This is a genomic window from Mesorhizobium sp. C268A, from assembly GCF_040324475.1.
In the GTDB taxonomy this organism is placed as follows: Bacteria; Pseudomonadota; Alphaproteobacteria; order Rhizobiales; family Rhizobiaceae; genus Mesorhizobium.
Genome location: NZ_JAMYVX010000003.1, coordinates 634,761 through 653,793, shown reverse-complemented (window position 1 = coordinate 653,793; position 19,033 = coordinate 634,761). Strand labels below are relative to the sequence as shown.

The 19,033-nt window shown below is 65.4% G+C and carries 22 protein-coding genes and 1 tRNA gene; 6 read left to right on the top strand and 17 right to left on the bottom strand.

Translation table 11 applies throughout. From position 1 onward, the window contains the following. The first annotated feature begins 3 nt into the window (after positions 1-3). Positions 4-1,023: a ketol-acid reductoisomerase gene (gene ilvC, locus NKL06_RS30040; RefSeq protein ID WP_013531065.1), complete on the top strand. Its 1,020-nt coding sequence runs from the start codon at positions 4-6 to the stop codon at positions 1,021-1,023. Positions 1,024-1,103: 80 nt separating this feature from the next. On the opposite strand, the gene NKL06_RS30035 is transcribed toward ilvC, so the two are convergent. Further along, positions 1,104-1,388, bottom strand: a complete 285-nt coding sequence (locus NKL06_RS30035; RefSeq protein ID WP_023685169.1) for a PilZ domain-containing protein — start codon at positions 1,386-1,388, stop codon at positions 1,104-1,106. 166 nt (positions 1,389-1,554) lie between these two features. After that, on the bottom strand, positions 1,555-2,148 hold the full coding sequence (locus tag NKL06_RS30030; protein WP_023690328.1) for a BA14K family protein: 594 nt from the start codon (positions 2,146-2,148) through the stop codon (positions 1,555-1,557). Positions 2,149-2,305: 157 nt separating this feature from the next. Between NKL06_RS30030 and NKL06_RS30025 the strand changes: the two genes are divergently transcribed. Beyond that, positions 2,306-3,418: an endonuclease/exonuclease/phosphatase family protein gene (locus tag NKL06_RS30025; RefSeq protein ID WP_023690932.1), complete on the top strand. Its 1,113-nt coding sequence runs from the start codon at positions 2,306-2,308 to the stop codon at positions 3,416-3,418. A gap of 5 nt (positions 3,419-3,423) precedes the next feature. Then, positions 3,424-4,143: an NUDIX hydrolase gene (locus tag NKL06_RS30020; protein ID WP_023668380.1), complete on the top strand. Its 720-nt coding sequence runs from the start codon at positions 3,424-3,426 to the stop codon at positions 4,141-4,143. Here NKL06_RS30020 and NKL06_RS30015 read toward each other — a convergent pair. The 4 genes from NKL06_RS30015 to NKL06_RS30000 all read right to left on the bottom strand — a co-directional run bounded on the left by NKL06_RS30015 (position 4,140) and on the right by NKL06_RS30000 (position 7,721). Then, a complete protein-coding gene (locus tag NKL06_RS30015; RefSeq protein WP_023690325.1) occupies positions 4,140-4,382 on the bottom strand; it encodes a hypothetical protein in 243 nt (80 codons plus the stop codon). The genes NKL06_RS30020 and NKL06_RS30015 overlap by 4 nt on opposite strands. A 129-nt stretch (positions 4,383-4,511) precedes the next feature. Beyond that, the gene (locus NKL06_RS30010) at positions 4,512-5,729 is read right to left on the bottom strand and encodes an ABC transporter permease (protein WP_023690933.1); all 1,218 of its coding nucleotides are present in this window, start codon (positions 5,727-5,729) and stop codon (positions 4,512-4,514) included. Continuing rightward, positions 5,726-6,430 carry an ABC transporter ATP-binding protein gene (locus tag NKL06_RS30005; RefSeq protein WP_023685174.1) on the bottom strand — a complete coding sequence of 235 codons (705 nt, stop codon included), beginning with the start codon at positions 6,428-6,430 and terminating at the stop codon, positions 5,726-5,728. The genes NKL06_RS30010 and NKL06_RS30005 overlap by 4 nt, the downstream gene beginning before the upstream one ends. Before the next feature lie 4 nt (positions 6,431-6,434). Continuing rightward, positions 6,435-7,721 carry an efflux RND transporter periplasmic adaptor subunit gene (locus tag NKL06_RS30000; protein ID WP_023690934.1) on the bottom strand — a complete coding sequence of 429 codons (1,287 nt, stop codon included), beginning with the start codon at positions 7,719-7,721 and terminating at the stop codon, positions 6,435-6,437. A gap of 113 nt (positions 7,722-7,834) precedes the next feature. On the opposite strand from NKL06_RS30000, the gene NKL06_RS29995 reads away from it, so the two are divergent. Both NKL06_RS29995 and NKL06_RS29990 read left to right on the top strand, forming a co-directional pair. Next, the gene (locus NKL06_RS29995) at positions 7,835-8,743 is read left to right on the top strand and encodes a PhzF family phenazine biosynthesis protein (protein WP_023690935.1); all 909 of its coding nucleotides are present in this window, start codon (positions 7,835-7,837) and stop codon (positions 8,741-8,743) included. A gap of 346 nt (positions 8,744-9,089) precedes the next feature. Further along, positions 9,090-9,165: transfer RNA gene (locus NKL06_RS29990), tRNA-Lys, on the top strand. 199 nt (positions 9,166-9,364) lie between these two features. Here NKL06_RS29990 and NKL06_RS29985 read toward each other — a convergent pair. The 8 genes from NKL06_RS29985 to NKL06_RS29950 form a co-directional block, all read right to left on the bottom strand. Then, complete coding sequence (locus NKL06_RS29985) at positions 9,365-9,634, bottom strand: hypothetical protein (protein ID WP_023690936.1); 270 nt, start codon at positions 9,632-9,634, stop codon at positions 9,365-9,367. Between the two features lie 74 nt (positions 9,635-9,708). Continuing rightward, the gene (gene cobT, locus NKL06_RS29980; RefSeq protein WP_023690937.1) at positions 9,709-10,719 is read right to left on the bottom strand and encodes a nicotinate-nucleotide--dimethylbenzimidazole phosphoribosyltransferase; all 1,011 of its coding nucleotides are present in this window, start codon (positions 10,717-10,719) and stop codon (positions 9,709-9,711) included. Positions 10,720-10,743: 24 nt separating this feature from the next. After that, positions 10,744-11,511, bottom strand: a complete 768-nt coding sequence (gene cobS, locus NKL06_RS29975) for an adenosylcobinamide-GDP ribazoletransferase (RefSeq protein ID WP_031208016.1) — start codon at positions 11,509-11,511, stop codon at positions 10,744-10,746. Then, positions 11,508-12,821: a cobyrinic acid a,c-diamide synthase CobB gene (locus NKL06_RS29970; protein WP_023670839.1), complete on the bottom strand. Its 1,314-nt coding sequence runs from the start codon at positions 12,819-12,821 to the stop codon at positions 11,508-11,510. The genes cobS and NKL06_RS29970 overlap by 4 nt, the downstream gene beginning before the upstream one ends. Next, positions 12,818-13,624 (bottom strand): uroporphyrinogen-III C-methyltransferase, encoded by an 807-nt coding sequence (gene cobA, locus NKL06_RS29965; RefSeq protein WP_023690939.1) that lies wholly within the window; start codon positions 13,622-13,624, stop codon positions 12,818-12,820. Before cobA ends, NKL06_RS29970 begins: the two co-directional genes overlap by 4 nt. Then, positions 13,621-14,385, bottom strand: a complete 765-nt coding sequence (gene cobM, locus NKL06_RS29960; RefSeq protein ID WP_023690316.1) for a precorrin-4 C(11)-methyltransferase — start codon at positions 14,383-14,385, stop codon at positions 13,621-13,623. The genes cobA and cobM overlap by 4 nt, the downstream gene beginning before the upstream one ends. After that, entirely contained in the window at positions 14,382-14,768 is a 387-nt protein-coding gene (locus tag NKL06_RS29955) for a cobalamin biosynthesis protein (RefSeq protein WP_023690940.1), read from the bottom strand. Before NKL06_RS29955 ends, cobM begins: the two co-directional genes overlap by 4 nt. After that, positions 14,765-15,991, bottom strand: coding sequence for a bifunctional cobalt-precorrin-7 (C(5))-methyltransferase/cobalt-precorrin-6B (C(15))-methyltransferase (locus tag NKL06_RS29950; RefSeq protein ID WP_023690941.1), 1,227 nt, complete (start codon positions 15,989-15,991; stop codon positions 14,765-14,767). The genes NKL06_RS29955 and NKL06_RS29950 overlap by 4 nt, the downstream gene beginning before the upstream one ends. A gap of 154 nt (positions 15,992-16,145) precedes the next feature. Between NKL06_RS29950 and NKL06_RS29945 the strand changes: the two genes are divergently transcribed. Further along, positions 16,146-16,904, top strand: coding sequence for a cobalt-precorrin-6A reductase (locus NKL06_RS29945; RefSeq protein WP_032905140.1), 759 nt, complete (start codon positions 16,146-16,148; stop codon positions 16,902-16,904). Here NKL06_RS29945 and NKL06_RS29940 read toward each other — a convergent pair. From NKL06_RS29940 to NKL06_RS29930, 3 genes are read right to left on the bottom strand one after another with little or no spacing between them, the layout of a single operon-like run. After that, positions 16,868-17,632 carry a precorrin-3B C(17)-methyltransferase gene (locus NKL06_RS29940; protein WP_023690943.1) on the bottom strand — a complete coding sequence of 255 codons (765 nt, stop codon included), beginning with the start codon at positions 17,630-17,632 and terminating at the stop codon, positions 16,868-16,870. The two genes, NKL06_RS29945 and NKL06_RS29940, sit on opposite strands and share 37 nt — an antisense overlap. Continuing rightward, entirely contained in the window at positions 17,629-18,402 is a 774-nt protein-coding gene (locus tag NKL06_RS29935) for a precorrin-2 C(20)-methyltransferase (RefSeq protein WP_031197313.1), read from the bottom strand. The genes NKL06_RS29940 and NKL06_RS29935 overlap by 4 nt, the downstream gene beginning before the upstream one ends. Next, a complete protein-coding gene (locus NKL06_RS29930; RefSeq protein WP_023690945.1) occupies positions 18,399-19,031 on the bottom strand; it encodes a precorrin-8X methylmutase in 633 nt (210 codons plus the stop codon). Before NKL06_RS29930 ends, NKL06_RS29935 begins: the two co-directional genes overlap by 4 nt. Between the last annotated feature and the right edge of the window lie 2 nt (positions 19,032-19,033).

Here is a 19,033-nt window from a genome sequence, read left to right as displayed (position 1 = left end):
AAGATGCGTGTCTATTACGATCGCGACGCCGATCTCAATCTGATCAAGGGCAAGAAGGTCGCCATTATCGGCTATGGCAGCCAAGGCCGGGCGCACGCGCTCAACCTCAAGGATTCCGGCGCCAAGGAAATCGCCATCGGCCTCAAGGCGGGATCGGCGACCGCCAAGAAGGTCGAGGCTGATGGCCTGAAAGTGATGAGCGTGGCGGACGCTGCCAAATGGGCCGATTTGATGATGATGGCGACGCCTGACGAATTGCAGGCCGACATCTACAAAAACGAAATCGCGCCAAACATTCGTGACGGCGCCGCGATTGCCTTCGCGCACGGCCTCAACGTGCATTTCGGCCTCATCGAGCCGAAGTCGACCGTCGATGTCGTCATGATCGCGCCGAAAGGCCCCGGCCACACGGTGCGCGGCGAATACCAGAAGGGCGGCGGCGTGCCGTGCCTGGTCGCCGTCAACCAGGATGCTTCCGGCAATGCGCTCGATCTCGCTCTGTCCTACGCCTGCGGTGTCGGCGGCGGCCGTTCGGGCATCATCGAGACCAATTTCCGCGAGGAATGCGAGACCGATCTGTTCGGCGAGCAGGTCGTGCTCTGCGGCGGCCTGGTCGAGCTGATCCGCGCCGGCTTCGAGACGCTGGTTGAGGCCGGCTACGCACCCGAAATGGCCTATTTCGAGTGCCTGCACGAGGTCAAGCTGATCGTCGACCTGATCTATGAAGGCGGCATCGCCAACATGAACTACTCGATCTCGAACACCGCCGAATGGGGTGAATATGTCTCAGGCCCGCGCATCATTACCGCCGAGACCAAGGCCGAGATGAAGCGCGTGCTGAAAGACATCCAGACCGGAAAATTCACCTCGGAGTGGATGCAGGAATACCGCGCCGGCATGTCGCGCTTCAAGGGCATCCGCCGCAACAATGACAGCCACCAGATCGAGGAAGTCGGCGCCAAGCTGCGCGCCATGATGCCTTGGATTTCCAAGAACAAGCTGGTCGACAAGGCCAAGAACTAACCCGCAGTCGTCGGGATTGGGAGCAAAGAGCCGGCGGAGCGATCCGCCGGCTTTTGATGCCGGTTTATCGATCAGGATAATCAGCCATAGTGCCAATGCGGCTTCGGCTCGGTGCCGGTGAACTCGACGCCGATGCGGTCGTCGCGGCGCCAGCGCACGATGGCCTTGTAGCCGATGCCGTCGACAGGCACATAGAGCAGGAACTCGTCCGGCACGCGCGCGTCTATCGAGACTTTCAGTTCGGCGCCGCCGGCATGCATGTTGCGGACCGTGCACTTGACCTCGGAATTGGTGAGGCCGGTCAGAATCGTCGCGCCCTTCAGCACGCGCTGCCGGTGTTTGTTTCGCAATTCGTTGTCGGCCATGACGGCGTCCTTCGCGACCGGATCGGCGCGATCGTCAGATGGGGCACGATATCACGGATAGGCTGAGCCGATAAACATATGGTTAGCGGTGACCGAGACCAGCCGTCTTTCCCAATGAAAACGGCGCCGCGATGGGGCGGCGCCGTCGTTTATTGTCGTTTATAGGTCAGCTGTAGGGCGACCAGCATTGCTGGCGCGGGCCACCATAGGGCTGGAACGTGTTGTCCCAGGCCCGGTAGGACCGATAGCGGTCGTAGCACCACTGGACATGGGCGCTGGACAGACGCTGCGTGCGGTAATAGCGGCGGGGCGCCGGCTGCACGTAGTAGCCGTCATTGTAATAGCCGTTGTTGTAGTAGCCGTTGTTGTAGATGCTGCCGAGGCCGAGACCCAGGCCGAGGCCGAGAACTGCTGCGGCGCCGGTGTCAAAATCACGGCCGCGATGGTGGCGGTGATGGCGCCAGCGCCAGTTGTCGCCGCCGTTCCAGTTGCCGCCATTCCAATTGCCGTTGTTCCAGTTGCCTGACCCGGCAAAGCGACGGCTGTCGTGGCGGCGCCACTGCCAATCGTTGAAGGAGCGGCGGTCATTGCCGCCCGCCCAGCTGTCGCGAACCGGTGTGATGTCAGACAATGCGGTGCTTGCCGGCACCGACAAGTCCGGCTGCAGGATCGGGCCCGCGGCGGATGGCGCCGTGAGACCCGAGAAAAGACCGAGCGCTAACAGCCCGGATTTGACTGTGGACGAAAAGAGCGAGCTCATTGCACTCTCCAAGTGATACAGGCCCCACGCCCGGATACCCCAGGGAAGTGGCCTATTGATGGACCTTGGCGTCTGAACGGAGGATGAACAGAAAGGTTCCATCAGCCATGACGAGCAGCCCTTGTTTTCATTGGCGCTTGCGGGCAAAGGTCAGTCCATGTCGCTGCGCCTCGCCACTTTCAATGTCGAAAACCTGATGAACAGGTTCGATTACTCGGGCTTCCGCAACCAGCTCAACGAAGACCGCACGCTGGCGCTTTTCGACATCCAGAGCGAAGCCGAATACCGGATGCTGGAGCAGGCGCGCGCCATCGCGCAATCCGACGATACGCGCCAGTTGACCGCGCTCGCCATCGCCGCCACCCGCGCGGACATCATCTGCATGCAGGAGGTTGACAACATCGAGGCGCTGAAGGCGTTCGAGTATGGCTATCTCTTCAAGATGGTGGGCGAGGGTTACCGGCAGAAATACACCACCGCCGGCAATGATTCGCGCGGCATCGACGTTGCCGTGATGATGCGCAACGAGACCGCGCAAGGTCAGCCGATCGAATTCGTGCGCATGACCAGCCATGCCTATGTCACGTTCGAGCAGTTCGGGCTGCACACGCCTGAACTCGAGGCGCTCGGCAACCTGGCCAACGAACGCATCTTCCGGCGCGATTGCCTGGAGGTCGACATCAAGGTCGGCGGCGTGCCGCTGACGCTTTACCTCGTCCATTTCAAATCGATGGGCTCGCCGCGCAACGGGCTCGACGGACGCGAGGCGACGATGCCGGTGCGCATCGCCGAGGCGCAAGCCGTGCGCCGCATCATCGAGGAGCGCTTCGGCAAAGAGCACGCAGCCGATAAAAACTGGGCGATCTGCGGCGACATGAACGACTACCGCCAGCGGGTGAAGATCGAGGGCGACGCCGTCGACGGCTACCGCTTCCAGGTGATCGACGAGAGCCAGTCCTGTATCGATGTGCTCACCGCCGGCGGCTTTTGCGAAAACGTCGTCGAACGCCGGCCGGAGATGGACCGCTGGAGTTTCTACCACACGCGCGGGCCGAAGGAGCGGCATCTGTGCCAGCTCGACTACATCCTGCTGTCGAAAGGGCTGGCGGCGAAGAATGCGACGGCGGTTCCCGACATCATCCGCAACGGCCAGCCCTGGCGCACCATCTTTCCGGCGGGACAGGCGGTGGAGCGCTTTCCGCGCGCCGGCTGGGACCGGCCGAAGGCGTCGGACCATTGTCCCGTCGCAATTACCCTGGACATGGCTTGAGCACGGTGAGCTTCGACCTGCCGCGCAACGTCATCCTGCCCGTCGACGAAATCGACGTCCGGCTCGACCCCGGCCCGCATCCGTTCGAGCGCGACAACGCGCAGGCGATCACTGACAACTGGCGGCGCGAGGTCACGGCCAATCCGGCGCTGTTCGACGGCACGGTGGTGCTGCTCTCGGCGCTCGCCTGGCGCGACAACCGGATCGTCGGGCGTTGTCACGCGGTGAAGTACTCGACCTTCCTGCTGTGGCGAAAGAACCGGCAGGGGACGGGCGCCGAGCATGCCTATGGCCACGCCATGCTGGTCGCCGGCGACAACGCCCTGGTGGCGATCCGCATGGGCGCGCACACGGTCCCGGCCGGCAGTGTCTACTTCGCTGCCGGCTCGTTCGAGCCGATCGATTTTCGCGATGGCCGCGTCGATGTCGATTTCAACATGATCCGTGAAGTGCGCGAGGAGACCGGGCTTGACCTGACAGGCGCTGCGCGCGGCAAGCGCTACCATGCGCTGTCGACTTCGACCGGCACGGTCCTCTTCCGCCGCTACCACGTCGATGCGCCGGCCGACGAGATTGCGCGGCGCATCGGCGCCTTCGTCGCGACCGAGACCGAGCCGGAGATCGAGGGGCCGGTGATCATCCGCCACGCCGCCGACCTGCCGGAAGGGCTGGCACCGCATATGAAGCCGCTGGTCGAGTGGCATTTTGGCGGTGGCGGGGGCTAACGGCGCGGATTGTTCTGCGCCGCCTTGCGGTCGTTGCGGGCGGCGACGAGGAACAGGATAACGCCGATGCCCAGCAATCCACCCATGACCATGCCCATCGTCTGGCCGACGACTGCCTGAAAATCGGCGGTGACACGATCGGGATTGGCCATGCCGTAGCGGGCGAGATACCACCAAAGTCCCGCAAGGGCGCCTTCGATGATCACCATCGTCAGAATCAGCCGCGCCTTCTTGCTCATTGCCACTCCTTGACCAGATGCTTTGCTCTAAAATTAGCATCGCAGACCGGACGACAACAAGTATTGCCGATGTCGACAAGCACCCATCCTTGTGGATAGCGGTTGGTTACGGTGGAGCTGATCTGGCGCTTATTCGTGGCGCAGCGCGTCGATCGGGTCGAGCCTGGCGCCGCGCAGCGCCGGGAAGAAGCCGAACACCATGCCGATCAGCGCCGAAAAACCGACGGCGAGCAGGATGACCGCCGGGCTCGGCGCAAACGGTATGGCCAGCGTTGCCGAGGCGAGGCCGGCCAGCGCCAGGCCGATCAGGATGCCGATAATGCCGCCGAGCAGCGACAGCACCGTCGCCTCGACCAGGAACTGGATGAGGATGTGCTTTTCATGCGCGCCGATGGCGAGCCTGATGCCGATCTCGCGGGTGCGCTCAGTGACCGAGACCAGCATAATGTTCATGATCCCGATGCCGCCGACCAGCAGGCTGACGCCCGCGACGGCGCCCAGCATGCCGGTCATGGTGGTGGTGGCGCTGGCCATGGCGTCGGCGATCTGGGTCATGTCGCGGATCGAGAAATCGTCTTCGCGGTCCGGCGTGATGCGGCGGGTGTCGCGCAAAATGTCCTCGACTCGCGGCTGCAATTCGGTGGTCGGGGTGCGGTCGTCGGCGGCGACGTAGATGTTGTCGATGTCGCGGTTGCCGGCGATGCGGCGCTGATAGGCGGCAAGCGGCATCAAGACGACATTGTCCTGGTCCTGGCCGAAGCCGGTATAGCCCTTGGGTTCGAGCAGGCCGATGATCTTGCACGAGGTGCGGTTGACGCGGATGATCTCGCCCTCGGGTTCGCCGGCGCCGAAGAATTGCTGGCGCACCGTTTCGCCGATCAGGCAGACGCCGGTGCCGGAGCGTGTTTCCGAATCCGAGAACGGGCGGCCCGACACCAGCTTCCAGTCGCGGGCGTCGAGATAGGCGCTGTCGGTGCCGGTGACGCCCGAGGTCAGGCTCTCGGTGCCGAAAATGACGCGGACTTGTTTCTGCGACGCCGGCGCAATGGCGCGCGCTCCGGTCAGGTGGGCTACGAGGGCGGCTACATCCTTGTCGGCCAGAGGCCGTACCGCCTGGTCGAGCCCGCCTGGTCCGCCGGTGCCTGCCGGGCGGCCGGGACGGACGACGAGCAGGTTCGAGCCGAGCTTGGCGATGTCCGACTTGACCTTGGCCGTGGTGCCCGAACCGATGGTCAGCATGGCGATGACGGCGGCGACACCGATGACGATGCCGAGCAGCGTCAGGAACGAGCGCAGCACATTGCGGCGGATGGAGCGCAGAGAGAGGCGGACGGTTTCCCAGATCATGACGCCAACTCCGACTTGGCCGTGTCGGACGCGACGTGGCCGTCGAGGAAGCGGATGGTGCGCTCGGCATAATCGGCGACATCGGCCTCGTGGGTGACCATGGCGATGGTCAAGCCGAGCTCCCGGTTCAGCCGCGTCAACAACTCCATGATCTCATGCGTGCGGGCGGTGTCGAGATTGCCGGTCGGCTCGTCGGCGACGAGCAGCGTCGGCCTGGTGACGATGGCGCGCGCGATCGCCACGCGCTGTTGCTGACCACCGGAGAGTTCGGCCGGCGTGTGATGTTCGCGCCCGACCAGGCCGACCTCCGCCAGCGCCTGCATGGCAAGATCGCGGCGCTCGCGGGCCGGCGCGCCGCGATAGATCAGCGGCAGCTCGACATTTTCCGCCGCCGTGGTGCGCGGCAACAGATTGTAACCCTGGAAGACGAAGCCGATATAGAGATTGCGCAGAAGCGCCCGGCGGTTGCGGTCGAGCCGCCCGGCGTCGATGCCCATGAAGGAGTAGGTTCCGGCCGTCGGCGTGTCGAGGCAACCGATGATGTTCATCGCGGTCGATTTGCCCGAACCGGACGGGCCCATGATGGCGACGAATTCGCCACGCTGGATGGCGAGGTCGACGCCGGCCAGCGCATGGACCTTGGCTTCGCCCTGGCCATAGCTCTTCCAGACCGTGTCGAAACCGATGAGGCCCGCGGCCATGGCGTCAGCTCCGCAGCTGCGAGGTCGTGATAACCTCTGCACCTTCATCCAGCCCGGAGGTGATCTCGGTCAGTTCGCCGTCGGTGGAGCCGATCTTGACGTTGACCGGGTGCGGCCGGCCGTTCTCCAGCAAATAGAGCGTGCGTGAGCCGTCGGTGGGCGCCTTCACCGGCTGGCGGCGGTTGCCGCCACGGCCCATGCGGCCGGTGAACAGATCGCTGAGGCTCCACGCGCGCGCGGCCTGCTGCGCCGGGCGGTAGCGGAAAGCGGTGGACGGCACGGTGAGCACGCTCTTGGCCTGCCTGGTGACGACCGAAACCGTGGCGGTCATGCCGGGCCGCAGCAAAAGCTCGTTATTGTCGACTTCCAACCGTGCATTGTAGGTGACGACGCCGTCGGTGGTGACCGAGGCGTAGGAGATGTCGCGGATCTCGGCGTCGAACGGCCGCTCCGGAAAGGCATCGACGGTGAAGCGTGCATGCTGGCCTGGTTTGACCGCGCCGATATCGGCCTCGTCGACCGCCGCCACCAATTCCATGTTCCTCAAATCGGCGGCGATGATGAACAGAACCGGCGCCTGCAGCGAGGAGGCGACCGTCTGGCCGGGGTCGACGGAACGCGTCAAGACGATGCCGTCAATCGGCGCATAGATGGTGCTCTTGGCAAGGTCGGTCTGCTGCGCCTTGAGATCGGCCTGGGCGATGGCGAGATTGGCCTGCGCACTATCGAGCGCCGCCTTGGAGCGGTCGCGCGTGGCAGTCGCCGCCTCGAGCGACTGATCGGTCGCCATGCCACGCCTGGTCAGTTCGGCCGCGCGGGTGAGGGCGCTTTCGTTCTCCTTCAGGGTTACCGTGGCGTCCTCGACATTGGCGGCAGCGGCCTTGGCCGAGGCTTCGGCGCGTTCGATCTGGACCTCAAGTTTCACCGTGTCGAGCGTCGCCAGCACATCGCCCTTCTTGACCTGCTGGTTCTCTTCGGCCGACACCGAGCGGATGATGCCGGACAGTTCGCTTGAAATGTCGACCTGGGTGAGGGGCTGCAGCGTGCCGGTCGCCGATACCGCGACGGTGAGGTCGGCAATGGTGGCCGGCGTTGTGGTGTAGTCGATCTTGGCCGGGGAGCCGGCATACCATTGGTAGCCGGCGAGGCCGCCGGCAACGGCGATCAGCGCCAGCAGCGCGTAAAGCCAGCCACGACGGCGCGTCTTGCGCACACCACTCTGGTCAAGCCCAAGCGCCGCCTCGATGGCGGAATCCGATTCCGTCTTTGGCAGATTGACAAGCTGGTCCACGCCGGACCCCTATGAAAGCGTAATGTCCCTATATGTGCACAGATCAGGCTTGGTGGTTCGAATATCAAATTAAATTTCGGCCATGTTCGGATTGAGGCGGAAGGTTTTTCAAGATGCAGACCCGCAATTACTTGCTCTACGATGTGTTTACGACGGAGCGGCTGGCCGGCAATCCGCTGGCTGTCGTGCTCGACAGCCAAGGGCTGGATACAGCCGCCATGCAGGCCATTGCGCGCGAGTTCAACCTGTCCGAATCGGTCTTCGTGCTGCCGCCGGACAATCCAAAACATCGCAACCGCATCCGCATTTTCACGCCCGACTATGAGATGCCGTTCGCCGGACATCCGACAGTTGGCGCCGCGATCGCGCTGGCCGAACTGACAGGCGAGGGCGAAGCCGGCATCTTCGTGCTGGAGGAGAATATCGGCCCGGTGCGCTGCGCCGTCAGCCGGCACGATGGCGCCACCTTTGCCGAGTTCGACCTGGCGAAGCTGCCGGAGCCGCTGAAGCTCGATGCCGACCCGGAGGCGATCGGCGCCGCCCTCGGGCTGGCGCCGCACGAGATCGGCTTCGAGAATCACCTGGTGTCGTTCTGGTCGGCAGGCGTGCCTTACGTCACCATTCCGGTTGCCAATCTGGAGGCTGCCGGCCGGATCAAGCTCGACAACCAGGTCTGGTCGGAACTGGCGCCGCGCAAGAGCGAATGGGCCTTCGCCAGCCCGTATGTCTATTGCCGCCAGACGGTGAACCATGACAGCGCCTTCCATGTCCGCATGATCGTGCCGGGCACGCCGTCCTATGAAGACCCGGCGACCGGGTCGGCGGCGGCGGCCTTTGCCGGCGCCATCATGCAGTTCGATGGCCCGACCGACGGCATTTCGCAGCTGTGGATCGAGCAGGGGCTGGAGATGGGCCGGCCATCGCGTATCCGGCTCGAACTCACTGTCGAGGGCGGAAAACTGGCCTCCGCGCGCATCGGCGGCCATGCCATCAAGGTGGCGGAAGGAAAGCTGTTCGTTTGAGTGGCCCGTGGCTGAGATCGTCGCTGTCGGCGATCCTTCACGCCCCCCTCTGTCCTGCCGGACATCTCCCCCACGAGGGGGGAGATCGGATGTCGCATTGGCTTTCGCCAATCTCCAACGCCGAAAGACAGGCGAAACGGCAAGGCTGCCAATCTCCCCCCAGGTGGGGGAGATGCCCGGCAGGGCAGAGGGGGGCGCTGTCCCGCCGACGACTCTGGTTTTTGCTTCGCTGCAACACTCGAAACCGAAGCCCGGAGCGATTTGTCGGGAAATGATTCCGGCAGGGCTGGACAGGACCGGTATCGGCGGCTATATGCCCGCCAACGCCGGTTTTTGCCGGCCGAGTGGGTGCGTAGCTCAGTTGGTAGAGCAGCTGACTCTTAATCAGCGGGTCCACAGTTCAATCCTGTGCGCACCCACCAAATTTCTAGAAAAGTTGGTGGAAGACCTTGGTATCAGAGACGCTTTAACGCGTCTTCGGCATGCGTCGGGTGGTGGCGCGAGCCTGCCGAGGGCATTCCGGTGTAGACTTGCTATTCCGGTGATCCTCTGAGCCGCGCGCCCAGAAACGAGGCGACCGGTTCCACGGCGCAATGTCATTTCGGCCTACAATTTGCCGTGTCAAAGGCCGCGATTGCTACGTCGAAAAACCCGACGCAGAAATCTGCCGAACCGAAAAGCGATCCCGCCATCCGTGCTCTGACGTCCATCAGCATCGACGCGGGCTTTTCTTCTTGAGAAGTCGCTGATCAGCCACCAGAAGAATACCAGAAAGACAACGAGGATAGCGGTGTCGAGCGGTCCATAGGTTGTGTATCCGCTACGCCGATACACACCGGCAAGAACCGCGGCGATAGCTATAGCAGCAGCAAGCGGACGGAGCTTCATCATCCTCCAACTCTACTGAAGAGTTTTCAGGAATAAAAGATGCTTCTTACCAAGGCGGTCCCCTAAACCGCTCTGGTTTACTTCTCCGACACGCCAGCCTCGGCAAAACTCGCCATCCTCGCATGGCATTCCAGTGCCGAGCGGACGATGTTGACGGCGAGGCAGGCGCCGGAGCCTTCGCCGAGCCGCATGCCGAGGTCGAGCAGCGGCGGCAGGCCGAGCGCTTCGAGCAGGTGGCGGTGGCCGGATTCGGCCGAGACATGGGCGGCGATGGTGTGGGCAAGGCCGTTGGGGTGCAGCCGCGCCAGGGGTGCTGCGGCGGCCGTGCAGACGAAGCCGTCGAGCAGCACCGGGACGTTCTTGCGGCGGGCGGCGAGCGTGGCGCCGAAGATGGCGGCGAGTTCGCGGCCGCCAAGGGCGGCGGCGATCTTCAGCGGGTCGGACAGCGCGTCGGCATGGCGCTTGAGGCCGGATTCAATGGCGGTGACCTTGCGCTTCAGCCCGGCATCGTCGACGCCGGTGCCGCGCCCGGTCCATTTTTCAGCGCCGCCGCCGAACAGGGCGGTCGAGATGGCGGCCGCCGGCGTGGTGTTGCCGATGCCCATCTCGCCGAAACAGACGAGGTCGAGGTCGTTCGTCACCGCGTCGTAGCCTGCCGAGACGGCGGCGAGGAAGGTTTTTTCGTCCATTGCCGGCACGTCAGTGAAGTCGCCGGTCGGATGATCGAGATCGAGCGGGATGACGTCGAGTTCCGCGCCGGCGATGCGGGCCAGCTGGTTGATGGCGGCGCCGCCGCCGGCGAAATTCGCCACCATCTGCACCGTCACTTCCGACGGGAAGGCCGACACGCCTTGCGCCGTCACACCGTGGTTGCCGGCGAACACGAAGACTTTGACGCGGTCGAGTTTCGGCATGTCGCGACCCTGCCAGCGCGCCAGCCAGGCGGCGAGAGTTTCCAGCCGGCCCAGGCTGCCTTGCGGCTTGGTCAGCGTGTCTTGGCGGCGGGCGACGGCGTTGGCGGTGGTATCGCTGCCGGCAGGCAGATCGAGACAGGCGGCGCGCAGTTCGTCGAATGATTTGAATGGCATGGGGAAGGAATCTCCGGGGAAGAATCAGGACAGGGAAACGGAAGCGACGAGCAGGACAGTGATCTCGCCCAGCTGCTGCAGGGCGCCGATCGTATCACCGGTGTGGCCGCCGATCTGGTTGAGGGAGAGCGCGCGCAAGGCGCTGAACACGAGAGCGAGCAGGATCAGTGCGGCACAGGCGCCGCCGAGCCCCAGCGTCAGAAGGGGGATGGCGCCGAGCACGGCGCCGAGAACAGCTGTCTGGGCCGAGACGGTCCCGGCGCCGGCAGACAGGCCGTCACTGCGCGCCGCCGGCGCCAGATGCATGAACGCGCCGAGCAGGGCGCGCGATGCGGCGTGTGCGGCGATCAGCGCGAAGAGCACGCTTGTCGGATTGGCCAGTTGCGACAGCGCGCTCCAGCGGATGAGCATCGACAGGCCAAGAGCTGCTGCGCCATAGGCGCCGATGCGGCTGTCGCGCATGATCTCCAGTTTTTTATCGCGCGTCTTGCCGCCGCCAAAACCGTCGGCGACATCCGACAGCCCGTCCTCATGCAGGCAGCCCGTGGCGAGCAGGGTTGCTGCAAGCGCAAGGGCTGCTGCCGGGCCGGGGGCAAGGCCGAGCTGTACGCCCGCTGCGTAGACGACAGCACCAACCACAGCGATGGCGAGGCCGGCGACAGGCGCCGCCCAGATCGCATCGGCCAGGCTGCGGCCACGAAAGTCGAAGACCGGCAGCGGCAGCCGGGTGAAGAAGACGAGGCAAAGCGCGACGTCCTCGAGCGCTTGCCGGGGCGAGGGCACGGCGGTCATGCACTCCTCGCAATGGCATGAAAGAAGGTGCCGCTGACATGGCCGCGCCGGTAGCCGGAGGCGCCGAGTGGATTGCCCTGGCCATCGGCTAGGTCGGCCAGCGGCTCGTCATTGCCGGTCGCAATCATCTGCGCATAGTGGAATTCATGGCCACGGATCAGCGCGCCTTGCGGCCCCAGCGGACAGGCGACGCGCAGGCGTGCCTCGCGGTAGCCGAGGTTCATCTTGCGCTTGGCAAAGCTGGTGGAATGGCCGAGCAGGCCAAGCATGGCGTGCGTCTCGCCGGCCGCGTCCTCCAGCGCTTCGCCCAGCACCATGAAGCCGCCGCACTCGCCATGGATCGGCTTGGTCTCGGCAAACCTGGCCATGCCAGCTCGGAAATTGGTCGCCGCCGCGAGGCTGCCGGAGTGGAGCTCGGGATAGCCGCCGGGCAGCCAGCAGACATCGCAATTCTGCACCGGTGCTTCGTCGGCTAGCGGCGAGAACGGCACGATCTCGGCGCCGGCCTGACGCCAGTGGGCGGCGACGTGCGGATAGAGGAAGGTGAAGGCGGCGTCTTCGGCGAGCGCGATTCGTTGGCCGGGCGGCTGCAAGGCATGTTCGAAACTGCCTGATGCCGGCGAAAACGGCGCGGCCAGCGCCATGATGGCGTCAAGGTCGAGGGATTTCTCGACCATGTCGGCGAGGCGGTCGAGATGCGTCATCAGGTCGGCATATTCGCCGGCCTGGACGAGGCCGAGATGGCGCTCCGGCAAATTGAGCGTGGGATCGCGCAGGATGGCGCCGACGACCGGCAGGCCGAGCGTTTCGATCGCCTCGCTGCACAGCTTGCGGTGGCGCTCGCTGCCGAGACGGTTGAGCACGATTCCGGCCATGCGCACATCCGGGTCGTAGGTGGCAAAACCCTTGGCGACGGCGGCCGCCGTCGTCGACTGTCCCGAGACGTCGAGCACCAAAAGCACCGGCAGGTGGTAGAGCCGCGCCAGATCGGCGGCCGAGCCGGTGCGGCCTTGTCCGGCCGGGATGCCGTCGAACAGGCCCATCGCGCTTTCGAGGAAGATAAAATCGGCATCCTCGGTGGCATTGCCGGCCAACGCGTTGAGCAGGTCAGGCGACATCGCCCAGCTGTCCAGGTTGACGCCGGACAGACCGGTTGCGGCGGTATGAAAACCCGGATCGATATAGTCGGGGCCGGACTTGGCGCCGCGCACCTTGATGCCGCGCCGGGCGAGCGCGCGCAAAATGCCGATGGTGACGCTGGTCTTGCCGGAGCCGGAACGCGGCGCGCCGATGATGATGGCGCGGGTCATGCGTTACCCGCCAGTGCTGCGCGCATGGCGACGATGCCGCCGACGACAATGAGGGCCGGCGAGGCCAATTCCGCCGCGGCGGCCGCTTCGGAAATGGTGGCGAGTGTCGCGACGACGGTCCGCTCCTGCGGTGTCGTCGCCGAAACGATGACAGCCGCCGGCGTCGACGGCGCCAGCCCGCCTTCGAGCAGCGACGCGGCGATAACAGGCAGATTGGCCATGCCCATATAGATGACCACCGGCTGGCCGGTGCGGGCGATCGCGCCCCAGTCGAGATCGTCATCTGTGCCGGCGGCATGACCTGTCGCCAGGATGATCGCCTTGTTGATGCCGCGCATGGTTGCGGGAATGCCGGTGGCGGCCAGCGCGCTCAGCCCCGATGTCAGGCCGGGCAGGACGCGGAACGGAATTTTTTCGCGCGCCAGCGCCAGCGCCTCTTCGCCGCCACGGCCGAAAATATAGGGATCGCCGCCCTTCAGCCGGACGACGCGGCGGCCCTCGCGTGCCAGCCGCACCAGCAAAGCGGTGATATCGTCCTGCCTCATGGACGGTTTGCCGCCGCGTTTTCCTGCAAAGAACAGCTGGGCATTGTCCGCAACGGCGACAACGTCAGAGGAGACCAGCGCGTCATAGACCACGGCGTCGGCCTCGGCCAATGCCGCCAGCACTTCCAGCGTCAGGCAGCCGGGATCGCCCGGGCCGGCGCCGGCCAGCCAGACATGGCCCGGCTCAAGCCGGCGCGGCTTGAAGTTCAGCCGGGCAAGGGCCTGTTCGAGCGTGGTGTTTTCGCTTTTACCGCTCACAATCCGTCCCGTCCGCGAAAACGCCGCTGATAGTGGGCGTCGTACAATGAACTCTCGCCAAAACCTTCCGCTGCCAGCGAGCGGCCGACGAAGATGATCGCCGTGCGCTCCATCGGGTCGGCGGCGAGCAGTGCCTCGATCGTGGCGAGCGTGCCGGTCAGCACGCGCTCGTCCGGCCATGAAGCGCGAAAGACGATCGCCACCGGGCAATCGCCGCCATAATGCGGCGACAATTCGGCGACGACTCGGTCGATGGCGTGGATGGCGAGATGAATGGCCAGCGTCGCGCCGGTGCGGCCGAAGCCGGCCAGCGTTTCGCCCGGCGGCATTTTCGAGGCGCGGCCCGAGACGCGGGTCAGCACCAGACTCTGCGCCACCTCGGGAATGGTCAGTTCGCGGCGAAGGGCTGCGGCTGCGGCGGCGAAAGAGGGAACGCCCGGCGTCAGCGTGTAAGGAATGCCGTGTTTTTCCAGCCGGCGGATCTGCTCGGCCACGGCGCTCCACACCGAGAGGTCGCCGGAATGCAGGCGGGCGACATCGTGGCCGGCCTGGTGGGCTGTCACATATTCGACCTCGATTTCGTCGAGTGACATCGGCGCCGTATCGATCAGTTTGGTCCCCGGTGCGCAGTGTTGCAGCAATTCCGGCGCGACGATCGAGCCGGCATGCAGACAGACCGGGCAGCTTGCCAGCAGCTTGGCGCCGCGCAGTGTGATGAGGTCGGCGGCGCCGGGACCGGCGCCGATGAAATGCACCGTCATGGCGCGTCTCCGCTGATGGCGATGGCGCAGGTGACCGGGCCGAGCACGGTGCGTGGACCAAGCAGCTTTGCACCGGGGCCGGCAACGGCAAGGGCGGAGGCTTCTGAGACGGAGGGTGTGCCGGCGAGATCCTGCGAGAGATCGGATTTGCTGAGTGCCTCCGACGAGACGGCCTGAAGTGCTGCGTCATCAACGATGATGACGGGAAGGTTGAGCGTGCGGCCAGCGGCAGAGATCGCTTCTTCGTCTTTCTTGAGCGCGGCGGTCGCCAAGGCCGACAGCGCCGTTATCGCCAGCCCGTGCGCTTCGAGGGCGGTTTCGATCGCCGCGAGCACGTCTTCGACGCTCACGCCCTTCCGGCTGCCGATGCCCGCCACCATCATGGCTTCACCCAGCTCCACTGGGTGACCGGCATGGCCGGGCGCCAGGCCTGCATCGAACCGACAGGAGAAGCGCGGGAAATGGTGATGCGGGTAAGGTCGCCGCCGCGCTTGATGTGCTCCGCGAGAAGCAGCGCCTCCATCTCCAGCGTCACCGCATTGGCAACGAGACGGCCACGGGATGGCAGCGCCTTGATGGCGGCGTTCAGTACGCCGGCGTCGCTGCCACCTCCGCCGATGAAGATCGCATCCGGCGTGTCCAGCCCGGCCAGTGCCTTGGGCGCCGACCCTTCCACCACGACAAGACCGGGCACGCCGCAATGCGCGGCGTTGCGGACGATGCGGGCGGCGCGGTCGCTGTTGGCCTCGATGGCGATGGCGCGCATCGAGGGGTGAGCGAGCATCCATTCGATGCCGATGGAGCCGGAACCGGCGCCGATGTCCCACAGCAATTCGCCACGCCTCGGCGCCAGCGCCGCAAGCGTGATGGCGCGGATGTCGTGCTTGGTGATCTGGCCGTCGTGCTCGAACAGATGGTCGGCGCGGCCAACGGTCAGCGGCAGGATGCGGGCCTCTTGTGTCGATTCAAGCTCAAGCGCCAGCACGTTGAGCGGATTGATGTCTCTGAGATCGAAAGCGTCGGCACGTGCCGAGCGAAGCATCTCGTTCGGTCCGCCCAGCGCTTCCAGAACGGTCAGCCGCGAACCGCCGAAGTCGAGCTCTACGAGCAGGCGCGCTATTGTCGCTGGTGCGTCGCCGTCCGATGTCAGCGCCAGGATGCGCGCCCTGGGATGCAGCAGCGGCCGGATCAGGTCGAGCGGCCTTCCATGCAGCGAGATCGTCTCGATGTCCTGCAACGCCCAGCCGAGCCGGGCGGCAGCCAGCGAAATCGCCGATGGCGCGGGGATGACATGCATCTCTTCAGGCTTGACCTTGCGGGCAAGGGTGGCGCCGACCCCGTGGAAGAATGGATCACCGGAGGCGAGCACGCAGACGCGCCGGCCGGCCAGCGCCAGCACGTCTGCCATGCCGGCATCGAATGGCACCGGCCATGGGCGCTGCTCACCCTTGATGAGCGAAGCCACCAGCGCCAGATGCCGCTTGCCGCCGAAGACGGTCTCGGCGTCAGCGATCTGCCGCTTGGCCTCGTCGCCGAGACTCGCTAAACCGTCCTCGCCGATGCCGACGATTGTAAGCCATTTTGGCGTGGGCTGTTTTTTTGACATGTCGCGCCGCCCCTCATCCGCCTGCCGGCACCTTCTCCCCGTGTAGTGACGGGGAGAAGGGAGACGCTCCGGCGCTGACGCCTCCCTCTCCCCGTTCTTCAGGGGGAGAGGGTAGGGGTGAGGGGCAGCGCAGACGCTGTTCAACATGGTGCTCATGAAGAAGATTCTGATCCTTGGCGGCACGACAGAAGCGCGCCAATTGGCCGGAAAACTGGTGGAAGATTTCCTCGTCACTCTGTCGCTGGCCGGCCGTACCGAAAGCCCGGTCGCGCAAGGCGTGCCGGTGCGCAGCGGCGGCTTTGGCGGCGCCGACGGGCTGGCGGCCTATCTCAAGGAGACGCGAACCGATCTGCTGATCGACGCGACGCATCCCTATGCCGCGCGAATTTCCGCCAATGCGGCGCAAGCCGCGCGCACTTCGGTTGTGCCGATCCTTGCTTTGCGCCGCCCTGGCTGGGAGCCAATAGATGGCGACCGCTGGACGCAGGTCGATACGACAGGCGATGCGGTGCACGCGCTTGGGTCGCCGCCGCGCCGTGCCTTCCTGGCGCTCGGCCGGCAGGAGGTCGCGGCTTTCGAGGCGGCGCCGCAGCATCATTACCTTGTCCGCAGCGTCGATCCGGTCGAGCCGAAACTGGCGGTGCCTGATGCGACCTACCTGCTGGCGCGTGGGCCGTTTCGCGAGGCGGATGAACGCGCGCTGCTCGAGGAGCACCGCATCGATGTCGTCGTATCCAAGAACAGCGGCGGCGAGGCCACCTACGGCAAGATCGCGGCGGCGCGGGCGCTCGGTATCGAGGTGGTGATGGTGCGCAGGCCCATCCTGCCGGAGGTGCCGTCGGCCGAAACTGTCGAAGCATTGGCCGCGATGATCGATCATGGTCTCGACCCCGTCGCGGAACGCGGTGTGTAGACCAGCGCCGGTTTGTCACCGCGCTTGATGATCCTTGTCTCCGGCGAGCCGATGATGATGCAGGTCGCCATGTCGGCCCTTTCCGCCTCGACATCGGCCAACAGAAAAACCTCGATGCGCTCGTCCGGGCGGCCGGCGGCGCGGCCGAAGATGACCGGCGTGGTGCCGGGCAGGATGGCGCGCAGGCATTCGAAGGCGCGGCCGAGCTGCCAAGGGCGCGCCTTGCTGATCGGGTTATAGAGCGCGATGACGAAGCCGGCGCCGGCCGCCGCCAAAAGGCGCAGCTCGATCAGATCCCACGGTTTGAGATTGTCGGACAGCGAGATGGCGCAGAAATCATGGCCGAGCGGCGCGCCGATGCGGGCGGCGACAGCCAGCATGGCGGTGACGCCCGGCACGACAGTGACATCGACGGTGCGCCATTCGGCCGGACCGGCCTCGATCGCCTCGCAGACGGCGGCCGCCATGGCGAACACGCCGGGATCGCCGCCGGAGACGACGGCGACGTCATGGCCGTCCGCCGCCTTTACCAGCGCGTCCTTGGAGCGGGCGAGTTCCTCGCGATTGTCCGAGGCGACGCGGGTCTGGTCCGGGCGCAGCTCCAGCCGGTCGAGATAAGGCTTGTAGCCATAGAAGAACTTTGCCTCGGCGACGGCGCGGCTGGCTTGCGGCGTCACTTGATCGGCATTGCCGGGCCCAAGGCCGATGACGGTGAGGCGGCCGCTCATGGCTTGGCTCCCATGACGCCAGGCCGGCCGGACCAGCCGGCAACCAGCACGATGGCGAAATAGGGCGCCTTGTCGTCCGGCTTGTCGGCAAGCCTCATCGTGATGCTGCCGGCCATGGTGCCGCGCTCGACATAGACCGCGCGGGCGAGCTTGCCGGTGGCCTCCAGCGCCCGCCTGATCTTGGGCAGGTTGCGGCCGACCTTCATGATGACGGCGGCATCGGTGTCGGCGAGACGGCGTGTCAGTTCGAATTCGCTCATCGTGCCGGGCAAAACCGTCAGCACATCGTCGCCCTGGACGATCGGCACGCCGGTCTGCGACCAGCAGCCCGACATGGCGGTGACGCCGGGGATGACTTCGGTCGGGAAGCGATGGGCGAGGCGGACATGCAGGTGCATGTAGGAGCCGTAGAACAGCGGGTCGCCTTCGGAGAGCACGGCGACCATGCGGCCGGCTTCGAGGTGTTCGGCGACCTTCTCGGCCGACTCCTCGTAGAAATCGGTGATCTGCGAACGGTAGTCGTCGTGATCCTTGTCGATCTCGGTGGTGACGGGATAGAGAAGCGGCAGTTCCAGCATATCCGGCCGGAAACGCGCCTCGACGATGGCGCGCGCGTTGCTGTTGTTGCCGCGCTTGGCGAAATAGGCGACGACATCGGCCTCGGCCAGGACGCGCGCGGCTTTCAGCGTCAAGAGTTCGGGATCGCCGGGACCGGTGCCGACGCCGACGAGGCGGCCTTTTGCCAGATCTTCTTTGACAGCTGCGTTCACAGGCCGGGCCTCGCCAGCGAATTGAGCGCGGCTGCAGTCATGGCGCTGCCGCCAAGCCTGCCGCGCACGATGGCGTAGGGCACGCCATAGGAATTCTGCACCAGCGCATCCTTGGATTCGGCGGCCCCGACGAAGCCGACCGGCATGCCGATGATCGCCGCCGGCTTCGGCGCGCCGTCGCGCAATTTTTCCAGGAGATAGAACAGTGCCGTCGGCGCATTGCCTATGGCGACCACCGAACCGGCCATAAGCTCGCCCCACAGATCGATTGCCGCCGCCGAGCGGGTGTTGCCGATCTCCTTGGCAATGTCGTGCGTGCGCGGGTCGCGCAAGGTGCAGATCACCTCATTGCCGGCCGGCAGCCTAGCGCGGGTGACGCCATGCGAGACCATTTCGGCATCGCAGAAGATCGGCGCGCCGGCCGCCAAGGCGCTGCGGGCGGCGGCGACGAAATCGCTGGAGAAAACAAAATGACTTGATGCTTCGACCTGGCCGCAGGCATGGATCATGCGGATGGCAACGTCGGCCTCGGCCTCGGAAAAGCGGGACAGATCGGCCTCGGCGCGGATGATGGCAAAAGAGCGCTCATAGATGGCGTTGCCGTCATGGATGTAATCGTAGGCGGCCATGC

Coding starts and splice junctions, on each gene's coding strand:
- ilvC (WP_013531065.1), top strand. CDS start 4: ATGCGTGTCTATTACGATCGCGACGCCGATCTCAATCTGATCAAGGGC.
- NKL06_RS30035 (WP_023685169.1), bottom strand. CDS start 1,388: ATGGCCGACAACGAATTGCGAAACAAACACCGGCAGCGCGTGCTGAAG.
- NKL06_RS30030 (WP_023690328.1), bottom strand. CDS start 2,148: ATGAGCTCGCTCTTTTCGTCCACAGTCAAATCCGGGCTGTTAGCGCTC.
- NKL06_RS30025 (WP_023690932.1), top strand. CDS start 2,306: ATGTCGCTGCGCCTCGCCACTTTCAATGTCGAAAACCTGATGAACAGG.
- NKL06_RS30015 (WP_023690325.1), bottom strand. CDS start 4,382: ATGAGCAAGAAGGCGCGGCTGATTCTGACGATGGTGATCATCGAAGGC.
- NKL06_RS30010 (WP_023690933.1), bottom strand. CDS start 5,729: ATGATCTGGGAAACCGTCCGCCTCTCTCTGCGCTCCATCCGCCGCAAT.
- NKL06_RS30005 (WP_023685174.1), bottom strand. CDS start 6,430: ATGGCCGCGGGCCTCATCGGTTTCGACACGGTCTGGAAGAGCTATGGC.
- NKL06_RS29995 (WP_023690935.1), top strand. CDS start 7,835: ATGCAGACCCGCAATTACTTGCTCTACGATGTGTTTACGACGGAGCGG.
- NKL06_RS29985 (WP_023690936.1), bottom strand. CDS start 9,634: ATGATGAAGCTCCGTCCGCTTGCTGCTGCTATAGCTATCGCCGCGGTT.
- cobT (WP_023690937.1), bottom strand. CDS start 10,719: ATGCCATTCAAATCATTCGACGAACTGCGCGCCGCCTGTCTCGATCTG.
- cobS (WP_031208016.1), bottom strand. CDS start 11,511: ATGACCGCCGTGCCCTCGCCCCGGCAAGCGCTCGAGGACGTCGCGCTT.
- NKL06_RS29970 (WP_023670839.1), bottom strand. CDS start 12,821: ATGACCCGCGCCATCATCATCGGCGCGCCGCGTTCCGGCTCCGGCAAG.
- cobM (WP_023690316.1), bottom strand. CDS start 14,385: ATGACGGTGCATTTCATCGGCGCCGGTCCCGGCGCCGCCGACCTCATC.
- NKL06_RS29955 (WP_023690940.1), bottom strand. CDS start 14,768: ATGATGGTGGCGGGCATCGGCAGCCGGAAGGGCGTGAGCGTCGAAGAC.
- NKL06_RS29950 (WP_023690941.1), bottom strand. CDS start 15,991: ATGTCAAAAAAACAGCCCACGCCAAAATGGCTTACAATCGTCGGCATC.
- NKL06_RS29945 (WP_032905140.1), top strand. CDS start 16,146: ATGAAGAAGATTCTGATCCTTGGCGGCACGACAGAAGCGCGCCAATTG.
- NKL06_RS29940 (WP_023690943.1), bottom strand. CDS start 17,632: ATGAGCGGCCGCCTCACCGTCATCGGCCTTGGGCCCGGCAATGCCGAT.
- NKL06_RS29930 (WP_023690945.1), bottom strand. CDS start 19,031: ATGGCCGCCTACGATTACATCCATGACGGCAACGCCATCTATGAGCGC.